We start from the raw sequence: 13660 nt of genomic DNA, 5'->3' as shown, positions 1-13660 counted from the left end.
CGTGGGGGCCAGATTATGCCCACGGACAGTACCCTTCAAGGTATCCGAACAGAAAAGTTCATACGAGCGTTTAATCGGCAAATCACAGCCGAAGCGGCTCAACGGCGACGCAGCAACTGATAGAAAGCGAAGCCCAGCATGCCGATGAAGCCCAGCAGACTCCACTCGGGAATGCTCATGCCGAACAGGGTCCAATTGACCTCGGCGCAATCCGCCGTGCCGCGGAAGACCTTGCTGACGATTTCCTGAAGCGGGAATGCCTCGATCATGTATTCGAGACCAGGCAGGCAAGCCTCCAGTTGCTCAGGCGGCACGCTTTGCAGCCAGATCTGCCGGCCAGCGGTTGCTGCTCCACCGAGGGCGAACAGCAGTGCCAGCACCGCATAGACGCGCTGACCGCCACGCGCCGGGCCATGAATGGCCGCCACCAGGCAGACCAGACCGAAGCCGATCACGCAGATACGCTGGACGATGCACAGCGGGCAGGGTTCGAGCCCCACCACATGCTCCAGATACAGAGCCACTGCCATGAGCAGAACGCAGCCGAGGAATGCCAGGAAGAACAGGGGACGCGGGCTGGCCAATTGCATGATGGCTCCGGGAGGGGAATCGAGGGCAGTACGGTAGAGGAAAGCGAGGGCGCCTTTCAAGGCGCCTCGCGTTCGATCAGGGGCTGTTCATCCAAACGAAACGCCCCTTTGTCCATTCAGGCGCTTGCGGCCTGGGGTTGCGGCAGGTTCGGCAAGCGCTGATGAAGCAGATTGTGGCTCTCCAACAGCAACTGATTGCTGCGTTCCAGCTCGCCCAGCTGAGCCAGCAGACGTGCCAGCTCGGCACAGGTTTCCGGGTGGCGCTCAAGGCGCAGGCTGCTCTCGAAGTAATCGCGAGCCTTGCCCCACAACTGATTCTGCAGGCATAGCCGCCCCAGGGTCAGCTGCAGCGCCGGGTCATCGGGATGCTGCTTCAGCCAACCCTCGGCAGTGTCCAGCTGGCGCGCCGGATCGCTACCACGCAACACCCCATAGAAACGTGCCAGACGGCTGTCATAGCTGCGTTTGAGTGCCGTGCGCAATACCTGCTCAGCCTCTTCCTGCGCGCCCAGCCGACGCAATTGCTCGACGTAGGCGGCAATCAGCTCGGGCTCTTGGCGCAGGGCGGAAGACAGCTGGTTCCAGGCCTGTGTCAGTGGCTGCAGAGCCGTTTCACCCTCGCTCAGTCCTTGCTCACCGAGATCAGCCAGACGTCCCCGCCAGACTTGTCGCTCCAGCTCATCCAGCTCGGCAGCCGGTAGAGCCTTTTCCTTGCGCAGCTCGGGCAGCAGACCCAGCAATGCAGACCAGTCCTGGCGCTGCTGGTAAAGCTGCTGCAGACGCCGCAATACCTGGTGATGGCTGGGATGACGCTCACGCATGGCCTGCAGGGTGTCCAGTGCGGCATCGCTCTGGCCACGTTCGACCTGCAATTGCGCGTGAGTCAGGGCAATGGCCAATTCAGCCTGGGGTTGCTGCTGCAGCGCACGCTCGAGCAAGGCATCGCTCTGCTCATGCTGCCCCAGCTTGTTCGCGGCGCGGGCAGCGCCGAGGTAATACATCAGCGGCTGGCTATCGACCTCAGCGGCGCGTGACAACTGGCGCAGCGCGCGGGCCCAGCGCCCTTCGGCCAGATCCAGCAACCCTTGCTCGGATGCCTGGCGTGCGCGCCGATTGCGATGCAGGCGCGACCAGGGGTTGGCCAGTCGGGTAGAGCTGAGCAACAGACACAACAGTGCCTTGGTCAGGTAATAGAGCGCCACCAGCACAATGACCAGGGCGAGGAATGCCCACAGCCCGGACTGGTAACGGAAGCCCTTGTAGGCGAACAGGACATAGCCATGATCGGCTTCGATGGCGAGACTCAGCAGGTAGATGCCGGCACCGATGGCCAGCAATACGAGCAGCCAGAGCAGGCGCTTCATTGCACCTCCTCGGCCGCTGCGGCCCCCTGCCGACGCTGGTCATGCTTGCGTTTCAGATAGGCCTGCAACGCATCGAGCGATTCGCTCAGATCCGGCACCTTGACCTCGACGCTCGCATCAGCCAACTCGCCGAAGCGTTGGCGCAGCGCACGGCTGTCCGGGTTGTCCAGATTGAAGTGGGCATCGAGAATCTCCTCGGCCTGTTTCAACGACTGTTTGTACACACCAGCCTGCCCATGCAGCGCGGCCCACTGGGCCTGCTCCAGCGCCAGCGACAGGCTCAGACGGACTTGCGACAGGCTCTGCCCGGACAGCAGCGGGCGCACGTTGCGATCAGCGTCGAACTCGATGCGGAAATACTGCGACAGGGTTTTCAGCCAGTCGCTCCACCAGGCACTGCCATCACCTTCCGCAGCCAGATCGGAGAGCACGTCGCCCTGGCCTTCGAAGGTCGGCGCCAGCGGGTTGAGGCTAGCAGCCTGCTCGCGCAGGGCGCCGAGCTGCAGGAACAGCCCGACACGATCCGGGCGCTGCGTGGTACGCAGGGCTTCCAGACTGCGGCTCAATTGTTCGCGGGCGGCGTAGGCGGCAGGGTCGTCCTGCTGACGAAGAATGTCATCGGCTGCCTGCACCAGAGCCTCGGCACTGGTGACGTCCTGCAGCGCATTCAGGCGCAGGGTGGCCAGACGCAGCAGGTGCTCAGCTTCGTCCAGGCGCCAGTCCTGGCGCGAGCCGTCGAGTACGGACTCCAGACGCTGGCTCAGACGCTGCTGATCGCCTTGCAGGCTGGCCAACAGACGGCGACGCTCGTCCAGCTCGGCGGCACTGGGCAGCGCGGCCAGACGTGAATCCAGGCGCTGAGCCAGCTCGTCCACTTTCGTGGCACTGGCGTCGTTCATGCGCTGCATGGCCTGCGTCTGTTGTTGCTGCTGCCCCTGCAACTGCTGCAATTGCCAGAGACTCCAGCCGCCGGCAGCAGCGCCGCCCAGACCGACCAGCAAGGCGAGCGCAGCAAACGCACCAGCCGCTGAACGTGGCGCCTTGGCGGGCGGAGTGGGAGGCGTTGGCACCTCGAGGGTCGGGTTTTCTTCTTGTGTTTTCGGGGTGGCTGCTTCGCTCACGTATCCGTCCTTTTAGAGGGCGGCAGCCGGAAACTGCTCCAGGGCTGCCAGCAAGGCCGCGGCACTCGCACCGCGACAGTCCACAACGATTTCGGCGCCAGCAAGGCGCGCCTGATCCGCCACACGCGGGCTGGGTACGAACAAGGGTAGCCGAGCCAGCGCCGGCCAGTCATCGCCTGCCAGTTGCTGCAGGTGCTCAAGCCCCTGTCCACTGCTGACCACCAGGCCGTTCAAGCGTTCCGCTCGCACGCAGCGCGACAACTCCCCAGCCGGGTAGGCAGGCAGCGTGCGCCGGTAAAGTGGCAGATAGTCGACCGTGACGCCTTGGCCGCGCAAGCGCTCGGCCAGAAATTCTCGGCCACCCTCACCGCGCAGGATCAACACGCGCGGCGACGACGCCCCGGCGATGGCCTGCTGCAGGGCCGGCAACGCCAGCAGCGCCTCGCTGTCATCACCGGTCTCGGGGTAGTGCACCTGCAGGCCACGCTCGGCCAGCACCGCAGCCGTGGCGGCGCCGACGCTGAACCAGGGCATGCTGGGCAGCGACGCCCGCAACTGGGCGAGCAACTGCAAGCCGATCCGCGCCGCTGGTTTGCTGACCACGATCACCGCGCAATAGCGCTGCAGGTCGGCGAAGGTGCTGCGCTGTGCGTCCGTCTCGGCCAGTGCCTCAATAGCCAGCAGCGGCATGCAGTGGCTGGCGATACCCTGCGCCGCCAGTGTCTGCGCCAGCGCCGCACAATCCTCCGCAGGACGGGTCAGCAGCAGGCGCCAGCTGTTCACGGGTGACCGGCCTCACCATAGACCGCCTTGAGGATGTCATCGGCGCCCTGCGCCAGCAGCGCCTCGGCGACCCGCACGCCCAGCGCCTCGGCATCGCCACTGGCAGCACGCTCCTCGGCGCGCAGCAGCAAGCCACCGTCCGGTTGGCCGACCAGGCCACGCAGCCACAGCTGGTCATCTTCGAGCAGGGCGTAGCAGGCAATGGGTACCTGGCAGCCGCCATTCAGGCGTTTGTTCAGAGCACGTTCGGCGGTGACACGCAGGGCGGTTTCGCGGTGGTGCAGCGGCGCCAGCAAGGCATGCACGTCAGTGTCGGCGCTGCGGCACTCGATACCCACGGCGCCCTGCCCCCCGGCCGGCAGGCTGTCCTCGGCGCTGATCGAACTGCGAATGCGCGCCTCGAAGCCCAGGCGAATCAGCCCGGCAGCGGCGAGGATGATGGCGTCATATTCGCCTGCATCGAGCTTGGCCAGGCGCGTGTTGACGTTGCCGCGCAGGAACTGGATCTTCAGATCGGGCCGGCGCGCCAGCAACTGGGCCTGACGGCGCAGGCTGGAGGTGCCGACCACGCTGCCAGACGGCAGCGCGTCAAGGCTGTCGAAGGTGTTGGAGACGAAGGCATCGCGCGGGTCTTCACGCTCGCAGATGCAGTACAGACCCAGGCCCTCGGGGAAATCCATGGGCACGTCCTTCATCGAATGCACGGCGATGTCGGCTTCGTTCTCCAGCAGCGCGGTTTCCAGTTCCTTGACGAACAAGCCCTTGCCGCCAATCTTCGCCAGCGGCGCGTCGAGCAGCTTGTCGCCACGGCTGACCATGGGCACCAGGCTGACCTTGAGGCCAGGATGCGCCTGTTCCAGACGGGCTTTGACGTATTCGGCCTGCCAAAGGGCCAGTGCACTCTTGCGGGTGGCGATGCGGATTTCGCGGGACATGGGGCAATTCCAGAGAACGAACTGCCGCCATCATAGCAAGCTCGGGACATCGAGCGCCCCGGCGCGATGGTCGCAGGATGTCAGGGCGCGACATGCCAGGCAGCGATCATTCGGCCTGGCAGGCCGCGTCAGAGGTTCTGCATCAGCTTGCGCACACCGGCGACATGACGCCGACTCACCACCAGAGCGTCGCCGCCGAGCCCCTTGAGGAAAAGCTGGAAATGCCCCAGCGGCGTGCGCTGCAGGCGCTCGATGCGCTCGCGGGCGACCAGTGCGTTGCGGTGGATACGCACGAAGCGGTCGCCGAACTCATCCTCGAGGGCCTTGAGCGGCTCGTCCAGCAGCACTTCGCCGCCCTCGTGGCGCAGGGTCACGTATTTGTGGTCGGCGATGAAGTAGATCACCTGATCCAGCGGGATCAGCTCGATACCTTTGCGGGTGCGCGCACTGATGTGGGTACGCGGGCCACTGCCGGTTTCCGCCGCTGGGCGCGTCAGTGCCGCCAGTTGCACACGATTGGGGCGCTCGGCCTTCTTAAGTGCTTCGCTGAGGTTTTCCGGGCGCACCGGCTTGACCAGATAGCCGACGGCGCTGACCTGGAAGGCCTCCAGGGCGAATTCGTCATGCGCGGTGCAGAAGATCACCGCCGGCGGCGCTTCACGCTCGCAGAGCTTGGCCGCGACCTGCAGCCCGTCCAGCCCGGGCATGCGGATATCCAGCAGGACGACATCCGGTTTCAGGCTGTCGATCAGGGTCAGCGCCTCCTCGCCATTGCTGGCGGCAGGCTCCAGGACTCGGTAACCCTCGAGTTCGCCGACCATGCGGCTGAGGCGCTCGCGGGCGAGGGGTTCGTCATCGACGATCAGGACATTCATATTGCTCTGGCTTCCTGCGTGAGTCTCGCACAAGGATAGCGTAGACAGCTGTAGTGACGGCCGTCACGGCGCTCCACGCTGAGACTCGCACGCGGGCCGAAAAGTGCCGTCAACCGCGCATCGATATTACCCAGTGCCTGGTGCGTACCCCGTGATGGCGTCTGCTCGCCACGCTCTTCATACGGATTGCTTACACACAAACTGAACACACCGTCCTGGTAATCCGCGTCGATCCGCACCAGGCCACCTTCGATACGTGGCTGGATGCCGTAGATCAACGCGTTTTCCAACAAGGGTTGCAGGGTCAGCTGGGGAATCGGCAGATCCTCCGGCACACCTTCGACCTCCCACTGCAACTGTAGTCGCTCACCGAGCCGATAGTGCTCGATGGACAGATATCGTTTTGCCAACTCCATCTCCTCTCCCCACGAGACCAGCGAGCCGGGCCTGGCCAGGCTCGCCCGGAACAGGTCGGACAGATCGAGCACTGCCTGCTCCGCCTTGACGGGATCGATCGCGACCAGGCTGGCAATGCTGTTCAGGCTATTGAACAGGAAGTGCGGACGGATACGCGCCTGCAACGATTCGATGCGTGCGCGCAGTTCGGCCTGCTCCTGCCGACGCCATTGGCTCTGCAGATAGAAATAGCGTAGCAGCAGCGCAGACATGATCAGGCTTATCAACGCGTGGCGCAGATAAAGCCGCGTCTCGCCATTGCGTGGCAACGGCCCGCCAAGGTCGTAGTAATCCGCCACCGCCGTGCAACACAGGGTCAGCAGCACCACCAACAGGCAACACAGCACACCGGCCAATGCCGGACGCAGCCGCGCCAGCAGCGGCCGCAGCCGGCACAACAGCGCGGCGGAAAGGAGCACGATCCACTGCACGAACAGGGACGTCAGCGCCAGGCGCACCCAATCGAACGTCGGCAACATGGGCTCGGCGAGCACCAGTACCAGCACCAACAGCTCGGCCAGCAGCACCATGCTCAGCAGCGCTTCGGGCTGGCACAGTTCGGGCACGAAGAAATCATCGACCGCAGTCGTCTTCGCAGGGTTCACAGCAGTTCGGCTAGGCATCACAGCAGTTTCCGTGTCGCTTCGGGCGGCAGCAAGCCAGACGGTGCCAGCCAAGCAAAATAAAGCACCAAAATGCCGACCAGACGACAAATTCATCGACGCCCTCGTTATCGGCATCTGCTCGCGCCAGCAAACCTCATGACGCCTTCTCTGATCGGCAGCGAGCCAGACCCTGTTATTATCGGCACACTTTGTCCGCCATGCTGGCCGCCGATGCGGCTTGCCCGATCCAGAGCCCAAATCATGAGCAGCGAAAAAACCAACCAATCTTGGGGCGGCCGCTTCAGCGAGCCCGTCGACGCCTTCGTAGCCCGCTTCACCGCCTCGGTCGAATTCGATAAGCGCCTGTACCGCCACGACATCATGGGCTCCATGGCCCATGCCACCATGCTGGCCAAGGTCGGCGTGCTGAGCGATGCCGAGCGTGACGCCATCATCGACGGCCTGAAGCAGATTCAGGGCGAGATCGAAGCCGGCCAGTTCGACTGGCGCGTCGACCTGGAAGACGTGCACATGAACATCGAAGCTCGCCTGACCGACCGCATCGGCGTCACCGGCAAGAAGCTGCACACCGGCCGCTCGCGCAACGACCAGGTAGCCACCGACATCCGCCTGTGGCTGCGTGACGAGATCGACCTGATCCTGGCCGAAATCACCCGCCTGCAGCAGGGCCTGCTGGGCCTGGCCGAAGCCGAAGCAGACACCATCATGCCCGGCTTCACCCACCTGCAGACCGCGCAGCCGGTGACCTTCGGCCATCACCTGCTGGCCTGGTTCGAGATGCTGTCGCGTGATTACGAGCGCCTGGTCGACTGCCGCAAGCGCACCAACCGCATGCCGCTGGGCTCGGCGGCGCTGGCCGGCACCACCTACCCGATCGCTCGCGAAATCACCGCCGAACTGCTGGGTTTCGACGCCGTGGGCGGCAACTCGCTGGACGGCGTGTCGGATCGCGACTTCGCCATCGAATTCTGCGCCGCCGCCTCCCTGGCGATGATGCACCTGTCGCGCTTCTCCGAAGAGCTGGTGCTGTGGACCAGCGCGCAGTTCCAGTTCATCGATCTGCCGGATCGTTTCTGCACCGGCTCCTCGATCATGCCGCAGAAGAAGAACCCGGACGTGCCCGAGTTGGTACGCGGCAAGAGTGGCCGCGTATTCGGCGCCCTGACCGGCCTGCTGACCCTGATGAAAGGCCAGCCACTGGCCTACAACAAGGACAACCAGGAAGACAAGGAACCGCTGTTCGACGCCGCCGACACCCTGCGCGACAGCCTGCGCGCCTTCGCCGACATGGTGCCGGCGATCAAGCCCAAGCGCGAGATCATGCGTGAAGCGGCGCTGCGCGGTTTCTCCACCGCCACCGACCTGGCCGACTACCTGGTACGCAAGGGCCTGCCGTTCCGTGACTGCCACGAGATCGTCGGCCACGCGGTGAAGTACGGCGTGCAGAGCGGCAAGGATCTGGCCGAAATGAGCCTGGACGAACTGCGCCAGTTCAGCGACCAGATCGAGCAGGACGTGTTCGCCGTGCTGACCCTGGAAGGCTCGGTGAATGCCCGCGACCATATCGGTGGCACCGCTCCGAATCAGGTGCGTGCTGCGGTGCTGCGTGGCCGCGAATTGCTGGCGACTCGCTGAACGCCGGCAGGCACCATCAGGGAAAAGGAATTCCCATGCTCGAATTATTGCTGCACGGCCTGGCGTTACTCGCCGAGTTCGTACTCGAGGTCGTGGTTGGCTACATTCTGTACAGAACCGGCTGGCTGGCCCTGCGGCTAATGACGCTGGGCCGCTACCCAAACCTGCCGCTACGCGTGGACGACCCAATGGGTTCGCGCACGGCCTGGGTCGCAGCGTTCGGTTTCTTCTGCCTGGTGGGTTTGCCACTGACGTGGCTGACCCTGACCTACGGCTGACCATTTACGAGATACGCCAATGTCCCTGACCATCCGTCCCGCCACCCCTGACGACGCCGAGCTGATCCTGCGCTTCATCACCGAGTTGGCCATCTACGAGAAGGCCGAGCATGAAGTGAAAACCGATGCCGCCGGCATCCGCGACAGCCTGTTCGCCGAGGGCAGCACCGCCCACGGCCTGATCTGCGAGAACGACGGCCAGCCCATCGGCTATGCGGTGTACTTCTTCAACTACTCCACCTGGCTGGGCAAACACGGCCTGTACCTGGAAGACCTCTACGTCAGCCCGCAGGCGCGTGGCATCGGCGCTGGCAAGGCGTTGCTGCGTCACCTGGCACAATTGGCAGTGGCCCGTGGCTGTGGCCGCTTCGAATGGTCGGTACTGGACTGGAACACCCCAGCGATCGACTTCTACGAATCCTTCGGCGCCCGCCCGCAGAGCGAGTGGACGACCTATCGACTGACTGGCCAGGCATTGCTCGACTTCGCTGCCGGCCCACGCGAGGAGTGAACCATGAGCGATCAAGACAATACCCCTGACGACGAAGCCTTCGCCGAAGCGACCCTGGTGCAGGCCATCGAAAATCAGCTGGAAAGCGGCGAGCCGGCTGCGGCCACGGCGGTCTACAACAAGCTGACCCTGGTGGGCTACGAGCGCGAGGAAATTCTCGAACTCATGGCCCTGGTGCTGGCCCATGAGGTCGATGCCATGCTGCGTGACGACCGCCCCTTCGACGGCGCCTGGTACGAGCAGGCCCTGCGCGCCCTGCCCGAACTGCCAGCAGAAGACTGACGGGTAATTGATCCACGCCACTGGCCGTACTGGCCGATAGATTGCTAGGGTCAACGTCGTATCCGGACGACAAGGACTCCCAGTCGATGCTCCACCGACTCCTGCAGGCGCTGGCGCTCTCCCTGGCGCTGGTCGGCAGTGCCAAGGCCGATTCGGTGCGGGTCGGCGCGGAAGACGATTGGTTCCCCTACACGGCCCTGCGCGAAGGCCGTGTAGAGGGCATGTCGGTGGATATCGTGCGTGCGGCGTTCAACGCCAGCGGGGCGAGCGTCGAGCTGGCGCCCTATCCCTATTCGCGCTGCATGGAACTGGCGCGTATCGGCAGCCTGGCAGCCTGCTTCAACACCACACCCGATCACTCCATTCGTGCACAGTTCCTGCTGCCCGAGCAGATGCTGTTCAGCGACGAGATCCTGCTCTGGGGGCGTGCAGGCAGCGCTCTGGTGGATGATCTGGACGAGATCGCCGGCAGGCGCGTGGCCGTGACCATCGGTTACACCTACGGCGAGTATTTCGACAACTACCCGGACATCCTGCGCGTGCCCGTACGCCGCGACCTCAACGGTTTTCTGATGCTGCAGCGCGAGCGCGTGGATTATGTGATCGCCTTTCGCGGCACCACCGAGGCTCTGCTGCGCGAACACCCCGAGCTGGCTGGCCAGTTTTCACCGCTGGCGACCGTGCATCGCCCACAGCTGTACCTGACCTTCTCCCGCCAGCATCCACAGGCAGAGGCGCTCATGCACCAGTTCGATACCGGCATGCGCAAGATCAGGCACGACGGCACTTACCAGCACATTCTCGAACATTGGCAGTTGCGCACCGGGCAGACCTCCGCGCTGGGCTATACACTGCAGGAACGTCACAACAACAAGACGGAGTCACCATGAAGTCCTTTACCGCCGAAATGATCGATGAACTGGAAATTCTCGCCCTGTACAACCTGGACAATCATCAGGAAGGGCTCAAGGTGCACAACAACGCGTCCTTCAAGGCACAGGGCGCCATCACCCGCCTCTACGAGAAAGGACTGGTCAGCCAGGCTGATGGCGGCTATCTGACCAGCCTCGGCATCGATGCAGCCGAACACGCCCAAGCCCTGCTCACCATTCTGGCCAGCCGGCGCACCACGGCGGCTTAAGTCCTGGCGCCCGCCGGCCGCCCTCAAGAGGCAGGTTCGGCGGGCGATATAGCGTCACAGGCACTGCACTGACGAGCACGCCGCTGATAGGCTTGCCTCATTCCCAGCAGAGTTCGAGCATGACGCGCATTCACGAAATCCGTCCGGACATCGACGACGGCATCGACCGCAAGGTTCTCGCTCAACTGCGCGCACGCTTCCTGCAGATCAACCAGGGCCGCCTGCAGCGGGCGACTGAGGCCCTGTCGACGCGCCAGCAACTGGTGCTCAAGCTGTTGCCGCTGCTGTTGCACGTCAACCACCCATTGCTTCCCGGCTACGTCTCCGCCAGCACTCCGGCCGGCCTCAGCGGCTTCGAGCCGGATGACGCCAGCCTGGCCGAAGTCCAGCGCCTGGCGCGCTCCTTCGCCTACAAGCCGCGTCGCGGCCAGGGCGCGGCCCCACTGCACGGCCTGTTTCTGATGGGCAGCCTGGGCACCGTGGCACAGGCCGAACAGAGCGACATGGATCTGTGGCTGTGCCATGCCTCGAACCTGGATGCCCAGCAGTTGCAGGAACTGCGCAGAAAGTGCGATCAGCTGGAAAGCTGGGCCGCCACCCAGGGCGCCGAGGTGCACGTCTTTCTGGTCGACCCGCAACGTTTCACCCAGGGCGCCCGCGAAGCGCAACTGACCTCCGATGACTGCGGCACCACCCAGCACTACCTGCTGCTCGACGAGTTCTACCGCACGGCCATCTGGCTCGGCGGGCGCACGCCGATCTGGTGGCTGGTGCCGGTCTACGAGGAAACGCGCTACGAAGATTACTGCCGCACCCTGCTGAGCAAACGCTTCGTGCGTGAAGACGACGTCCTCGACCTCGGCCACCTGGCGCAGATTCCCGCGCAAGAGTTTGTCGGCGCCGGCATGTGGCAGTTGTACAAAGGCATCGAATCTCCCTACAAATCGGCGCTCAAGCTGCTGCTGACCGAGGTCTACGCCAGCGAACATCCCAAGGTCGAATGCCTGGCCCTGCGCTTCAAGCAGGCCGTATTCCAGGGACGCCTGGACCTGGACGAACTCGACCCCTACATCGTGGTTTACCGCCGCCTGGAGGAATACCTGCTCGGGCGCAACGACCGCGAACGCCTGGAACTGGTACGGCGCTGCCTGTACCTGAAGGTAAACAAACGCATCAGCCGTCCGCCCGCTCGCGGTCGCAGCAAGAGCTGGCAACGCCTGCTGCTCGAACGCCTGACGGGCGAATGGGGTTGGGATCCTCGCCAGCTCGCCGTGCTCGACAGCCGCAGCCAGTGGAAGGTGCGCCAGGTGGCCGCCGAACGCCGCGTGCTGGTCAACGAGCTGACCTACAGCTACCGCTTCCTCTCGCAGTTCGCCCGCAACGCCCAGGCCGGCAGTTCGCTGAACACACGCGACCTCAACGTGCTTGGCCGACGCCTGTACGCCGCCTTCGAACGCAAGGCCGGCAAGGTCGAGTTCATCAACCCGGGCATCGCCCCGGACCTGGCCGAAGACACCCTGACCCTGGTGCAGCAGCCCAACCCGGAAACCCCCGCCGATTACCAGTGGGCGCTCTACAGCGGCAGCTTGAGCGCACAGGAATGGCCGGACTTCGCCCCGATCAAGCGCGCCCGCGAACTGAGCGAACTGCTCGCCTGGTGCCACCGCAACGGCGTGATCGACGCCAGTACGCGCCTGTCGCTGCATCCTGGCACCAGCGACCTCAGCGACTTCGAGCTGGCCAATCTGATCAGCAGCCTGCAGCAGGGTTTCCCGCTACCGCTGCCAATGGTGGAGGAAGCCGAGCTGCTGCGCGCCAGCGTGCCGAACCGGGTGCTGTTGCTGGTCAATGTCGGTGTCGACCCGCTCAAGCAGCACAGCCAGATGAATGTGCACATGACCACCGGGCGCATCGATGCCCTGGGTTACTCGGGCGTACGGGAAAACCTGGTGTTGACCCTCGACCAGATCAGCCTCAACAGCTGGAACGAGCTGCAGGTGGCCCGCTACGACGGTGAAGACGCCCTGCTCGACTGCCTCAGCGACCTGCTCAACAGCCTGCCGCCAGACGGCCCGCGCCCGGAGATCCAGGTGCGCTGCTATTGCCGCAACCGCGCTCCGGCCATCGCCAGCCGAGTCGAGGAACTGCTGCGCGACCTGCTCGACAGCTATGCCGGCGGGACGGTCTCGCGCTATCTGGTGCAGGTGCGCCAGCATTATCACGTGCTGCAACTGGCCCCCGGCCAGGTGCGCCACACCGCCCTCGGCGACCTGCCGGCACTGCTCGACCATCTCGGTTCCGAACAGGCGCTGTACAGCCCGCTGAACCTCGACCGCTACGCGCTGGAAGGCACGGATCTGGCGCTGATCCTGCCACTGGGCCGGCCCCAGACCATCCAGGTGTTCTACCGCGTGAACGAGCAAAGCGGCGAGGCCGAGCTGACCGTCCTCGACGAGCACAACGCGCTCTGGCGTAGGCGCCTGCCCTACCGTGACGAGCAGAGCCTGCTCACCCCGCTGCAGCGTTTCCTGCAATCACTGCTGTACCGGCGCAACGCTCAATTACCGCTGGACGATTTCAGCAGCAGCGACATGCCGCTGGAGGTGCTCTATTACCAACTGCTGCCCGATGCGCCGCTGCGCGCCCAGAGCGTAGAGCGGCGGGTGCCACCGCAGGCGCCCATCAGCCACCCGTTCTACGACGTGCAGGCCATCGTCGAGCCGGGTGACGGCCGCCAGCGTCACGTCACCCTGTACTGCAACCACCGCGAATTTTCCGAGCTGGAGTACGGTCGCGACCTCTATCGCTCGGTGGCGCAGCACATCCTGGCCCAGCGCTCGGGTGGCGAGCGCTATCCCTGCTACATCACCGACCTCGACCTGTCCGCCGTGCTGGCCGGGCAGCAGGCGCAAACGGTGCATTACCTGCGCTACAAGAGCGAACTGGAAGATGCCCTTAACGCCGCGCTGCAGCAGGCCTAGCAGGCCTAGCTGTGTAAACCCAGCACGTTGTTCAGTGGAAGCGGCGCTCTGCTGATCGGGGGCAGGTATCCGAGGCTGGCGT

General features: G+C 64.5%; 14 protein-coding genes. 7 read left to right on the top strand and 7 right to left on the bottom strand.

The genetic code is table 11. The annotated features are described in order from the left end of the window. Positions 1–98: 98 nt before the first annotated feature. The 7 genes from VC352_RS22975 to VC352_RS22945 all read right to left on the bottom strand — a co-directional run bounded on the left by VC352_RS22975 (position 99) and on the right by VC352_RS22945 (position 6747). Positions 99–590: a disulfide bond formation protein B gene (locus VC352_RS22975; RefSeq protein ID WP_322981820.1), complete on the bottom strand. Its 492-nt coding sequence runs from the start codon at positions 588–590 to the stop codon at positions 99–101. 116 nt (positions 591–706) lie between these two features. Then, entirely contained in the window at positions 707–1954 is a 1248-nt protein-coding gene (locus VC352_RS22970) for a heme biosynthesis HemY N-terminal domain-containing protein (RefSeq protein WP_322981819.1), read from the bottom strand. Then, positions 1951–3075: a uroporphyrinogen-III C-methyltransferase gene (locus VC352_RS22965; protein ID WP_322981818.1), complete on the bottom strand. Its 1125-nt coding sequence runs from the start codon at positions 3073–3075 to the stop codon at positions 1951–1953. Before VC352_RS22965 ends, VC352_RS22970 begins: the two co-directional genes overlap by 4 nt. A 12-nt stretch (positions 3076–3087) precedes the next feature. Then, the gene (locus VC352_RS22960) at positions 3088–3858 is read right to left on the bottom strand and encodes a uroporphyrinogen-III synthase (RefSeq protein ID WP_322981817.1); all 771 of its coding nucleotides are present in this window, start codon (positions 3856–3858) and stop codon (positions 3088–3090) included. Then, positions 3855–4793 carry a hydroxymethylbilane synthase gene (gene hemC, locus VC352_RS22955; protein ID WP_322981816.1) on the bottom strand — a complete coding sequence of 313 codons (939 nt, stop codon included), beginning with the start codon at positions 4791–4793 and terminating at the stop codon, positions 3855–3857. Before hemC ends, VC352_RS22960 begins: the two co-directional genes overlap by 4 nt. A 128-nt stretch (positions 4794–4921) precedes the next feature. After that, positions 4922–5668: a LytTR family DNA-binding domain-containing protein gene (locus VC352_RS22950; RefSeq protein ID WP_322981815.1), complete on the bottom strand. Its 747-nt coding sequence runs from the start codon at positions 5666–5668 to the stop codon at positions 4922–4924. Then, positions 5665–6747, bottom strand: coding sequence for a sensor histidine kinase (locus VC352_RS22945; protein ID WP_322981879.1), 1083 nt, complete (start codon positions 6745–6747; stop codon positions 5665–5667). Before VC352_RS22945 ends, VC352_RS22950 begins: the two co-directional genes overlap by 4 nt. 243 nt (positions 6748–6990) lie before the next feature. Between VC352_RS22945 and argH the strand changes: the two genes are divergently transcribed. The 7 genes from argH to VC352_RS22910 all read left to right on the top strand — a co-directional run bounded on the left by argH (position 6991) and on the right by VC352_RS22910 (position 13578). Then, the gene (argH, locus tag VC352_RS22940; protein WP_322981814.1) at positions 6991–8385 is read left to right on the top strand and encodes an argininosuccinate lyase; all 1395 of its coding nucleotides are present in this window, start codon (positions 6991–6993) and stop codon (positions 8383–8385) included. 35 nt (positions 8386–8420) lie between these two features. Further along, on the top strand, positions 8421–8663 hold the full coding sequence (locus tag VC352_RS22935) for a hypothetical protein (RefSeq protein WP_322981813.1): 243 nt from the start codon (positions 8421–8423) through the stop codon (positions 8661–8663). A gap of 19 nt (positions 8664–8682) precedes the next feature. Further along, positions 8683–9174 carry a GNAT family N-acetyltransferase gene (locus VC352_RS22930; RefSeq protein WP_322981812.1) on the top strand — a complete coding sequence of 164 codons (492 nt, stop codon included), beginning with the start codon at positions 8683–8685 and terminating at the stop codon, positions 9172–9174. A 3-nt stretch (positions 9175–9177) separates the two neighbouring features. Beyond that, positions 9178–9456 carry a hypothetical protein gene (locus tag VC352_RS22925; protein ID WP_322981811.1) on the top strand — a complete coding sequence of 93 codons (279 nt, stop codon included), beginning with the start codon at positions 9178–9180 and terminating at the stop codon, positions 9454–9456. An 86-nt stretch (positions 9457–9542) separates the two neighbouring features. After that, positions 9543–10346 carry a substrate-binding periplasmic protein gene (locus VC352_RS22920; protein ID WP_322981810.1) on the top strand — a complete coding sequence of 268 codons (804 nt, stop codon included), beginning with the start codon at positions 9543–9545 and terminating at the stop codon, positions 10344–10346. Next, entirely contained in the window at positions 10343–10597 is a 255-nt protein-coding gene (locus VC352_RS22915) for a TIGR02647 family protein (RefSeq protein ID WP_322981809.1), read from the top strand. The genes VC352_RS22920 and VC352_RS22915 overlap by 4 nt, the downstream gene beginning before the upstream one ends. Before the next feature lie 119 nt (positions 10598–10716). Further along, entirely contained in the window at positions 10717–13578 is a 2862-nt protein-coding gene (locus VC352_RS22910; protein ID WP_322981808.1) for a class I adenylate cyclase, read from the top strand. The last annotated feature ends 82 nt before the right edge of the window (positions 13579–13660 follow it).

The organism is Pseudomonas sp. C11 (genome assembly GCF_034683865.1).
In the GTDB taxonomy this organism is placed as follows: Bacteria; Pseudomonadota; Gammaproteobacteria; order Pseudomonadales; family Pseudomonadaceae; genus Aquipseudomonas.
This window is presented reverse-complemented; position numbering and strand designations above follow the sequence as displayed.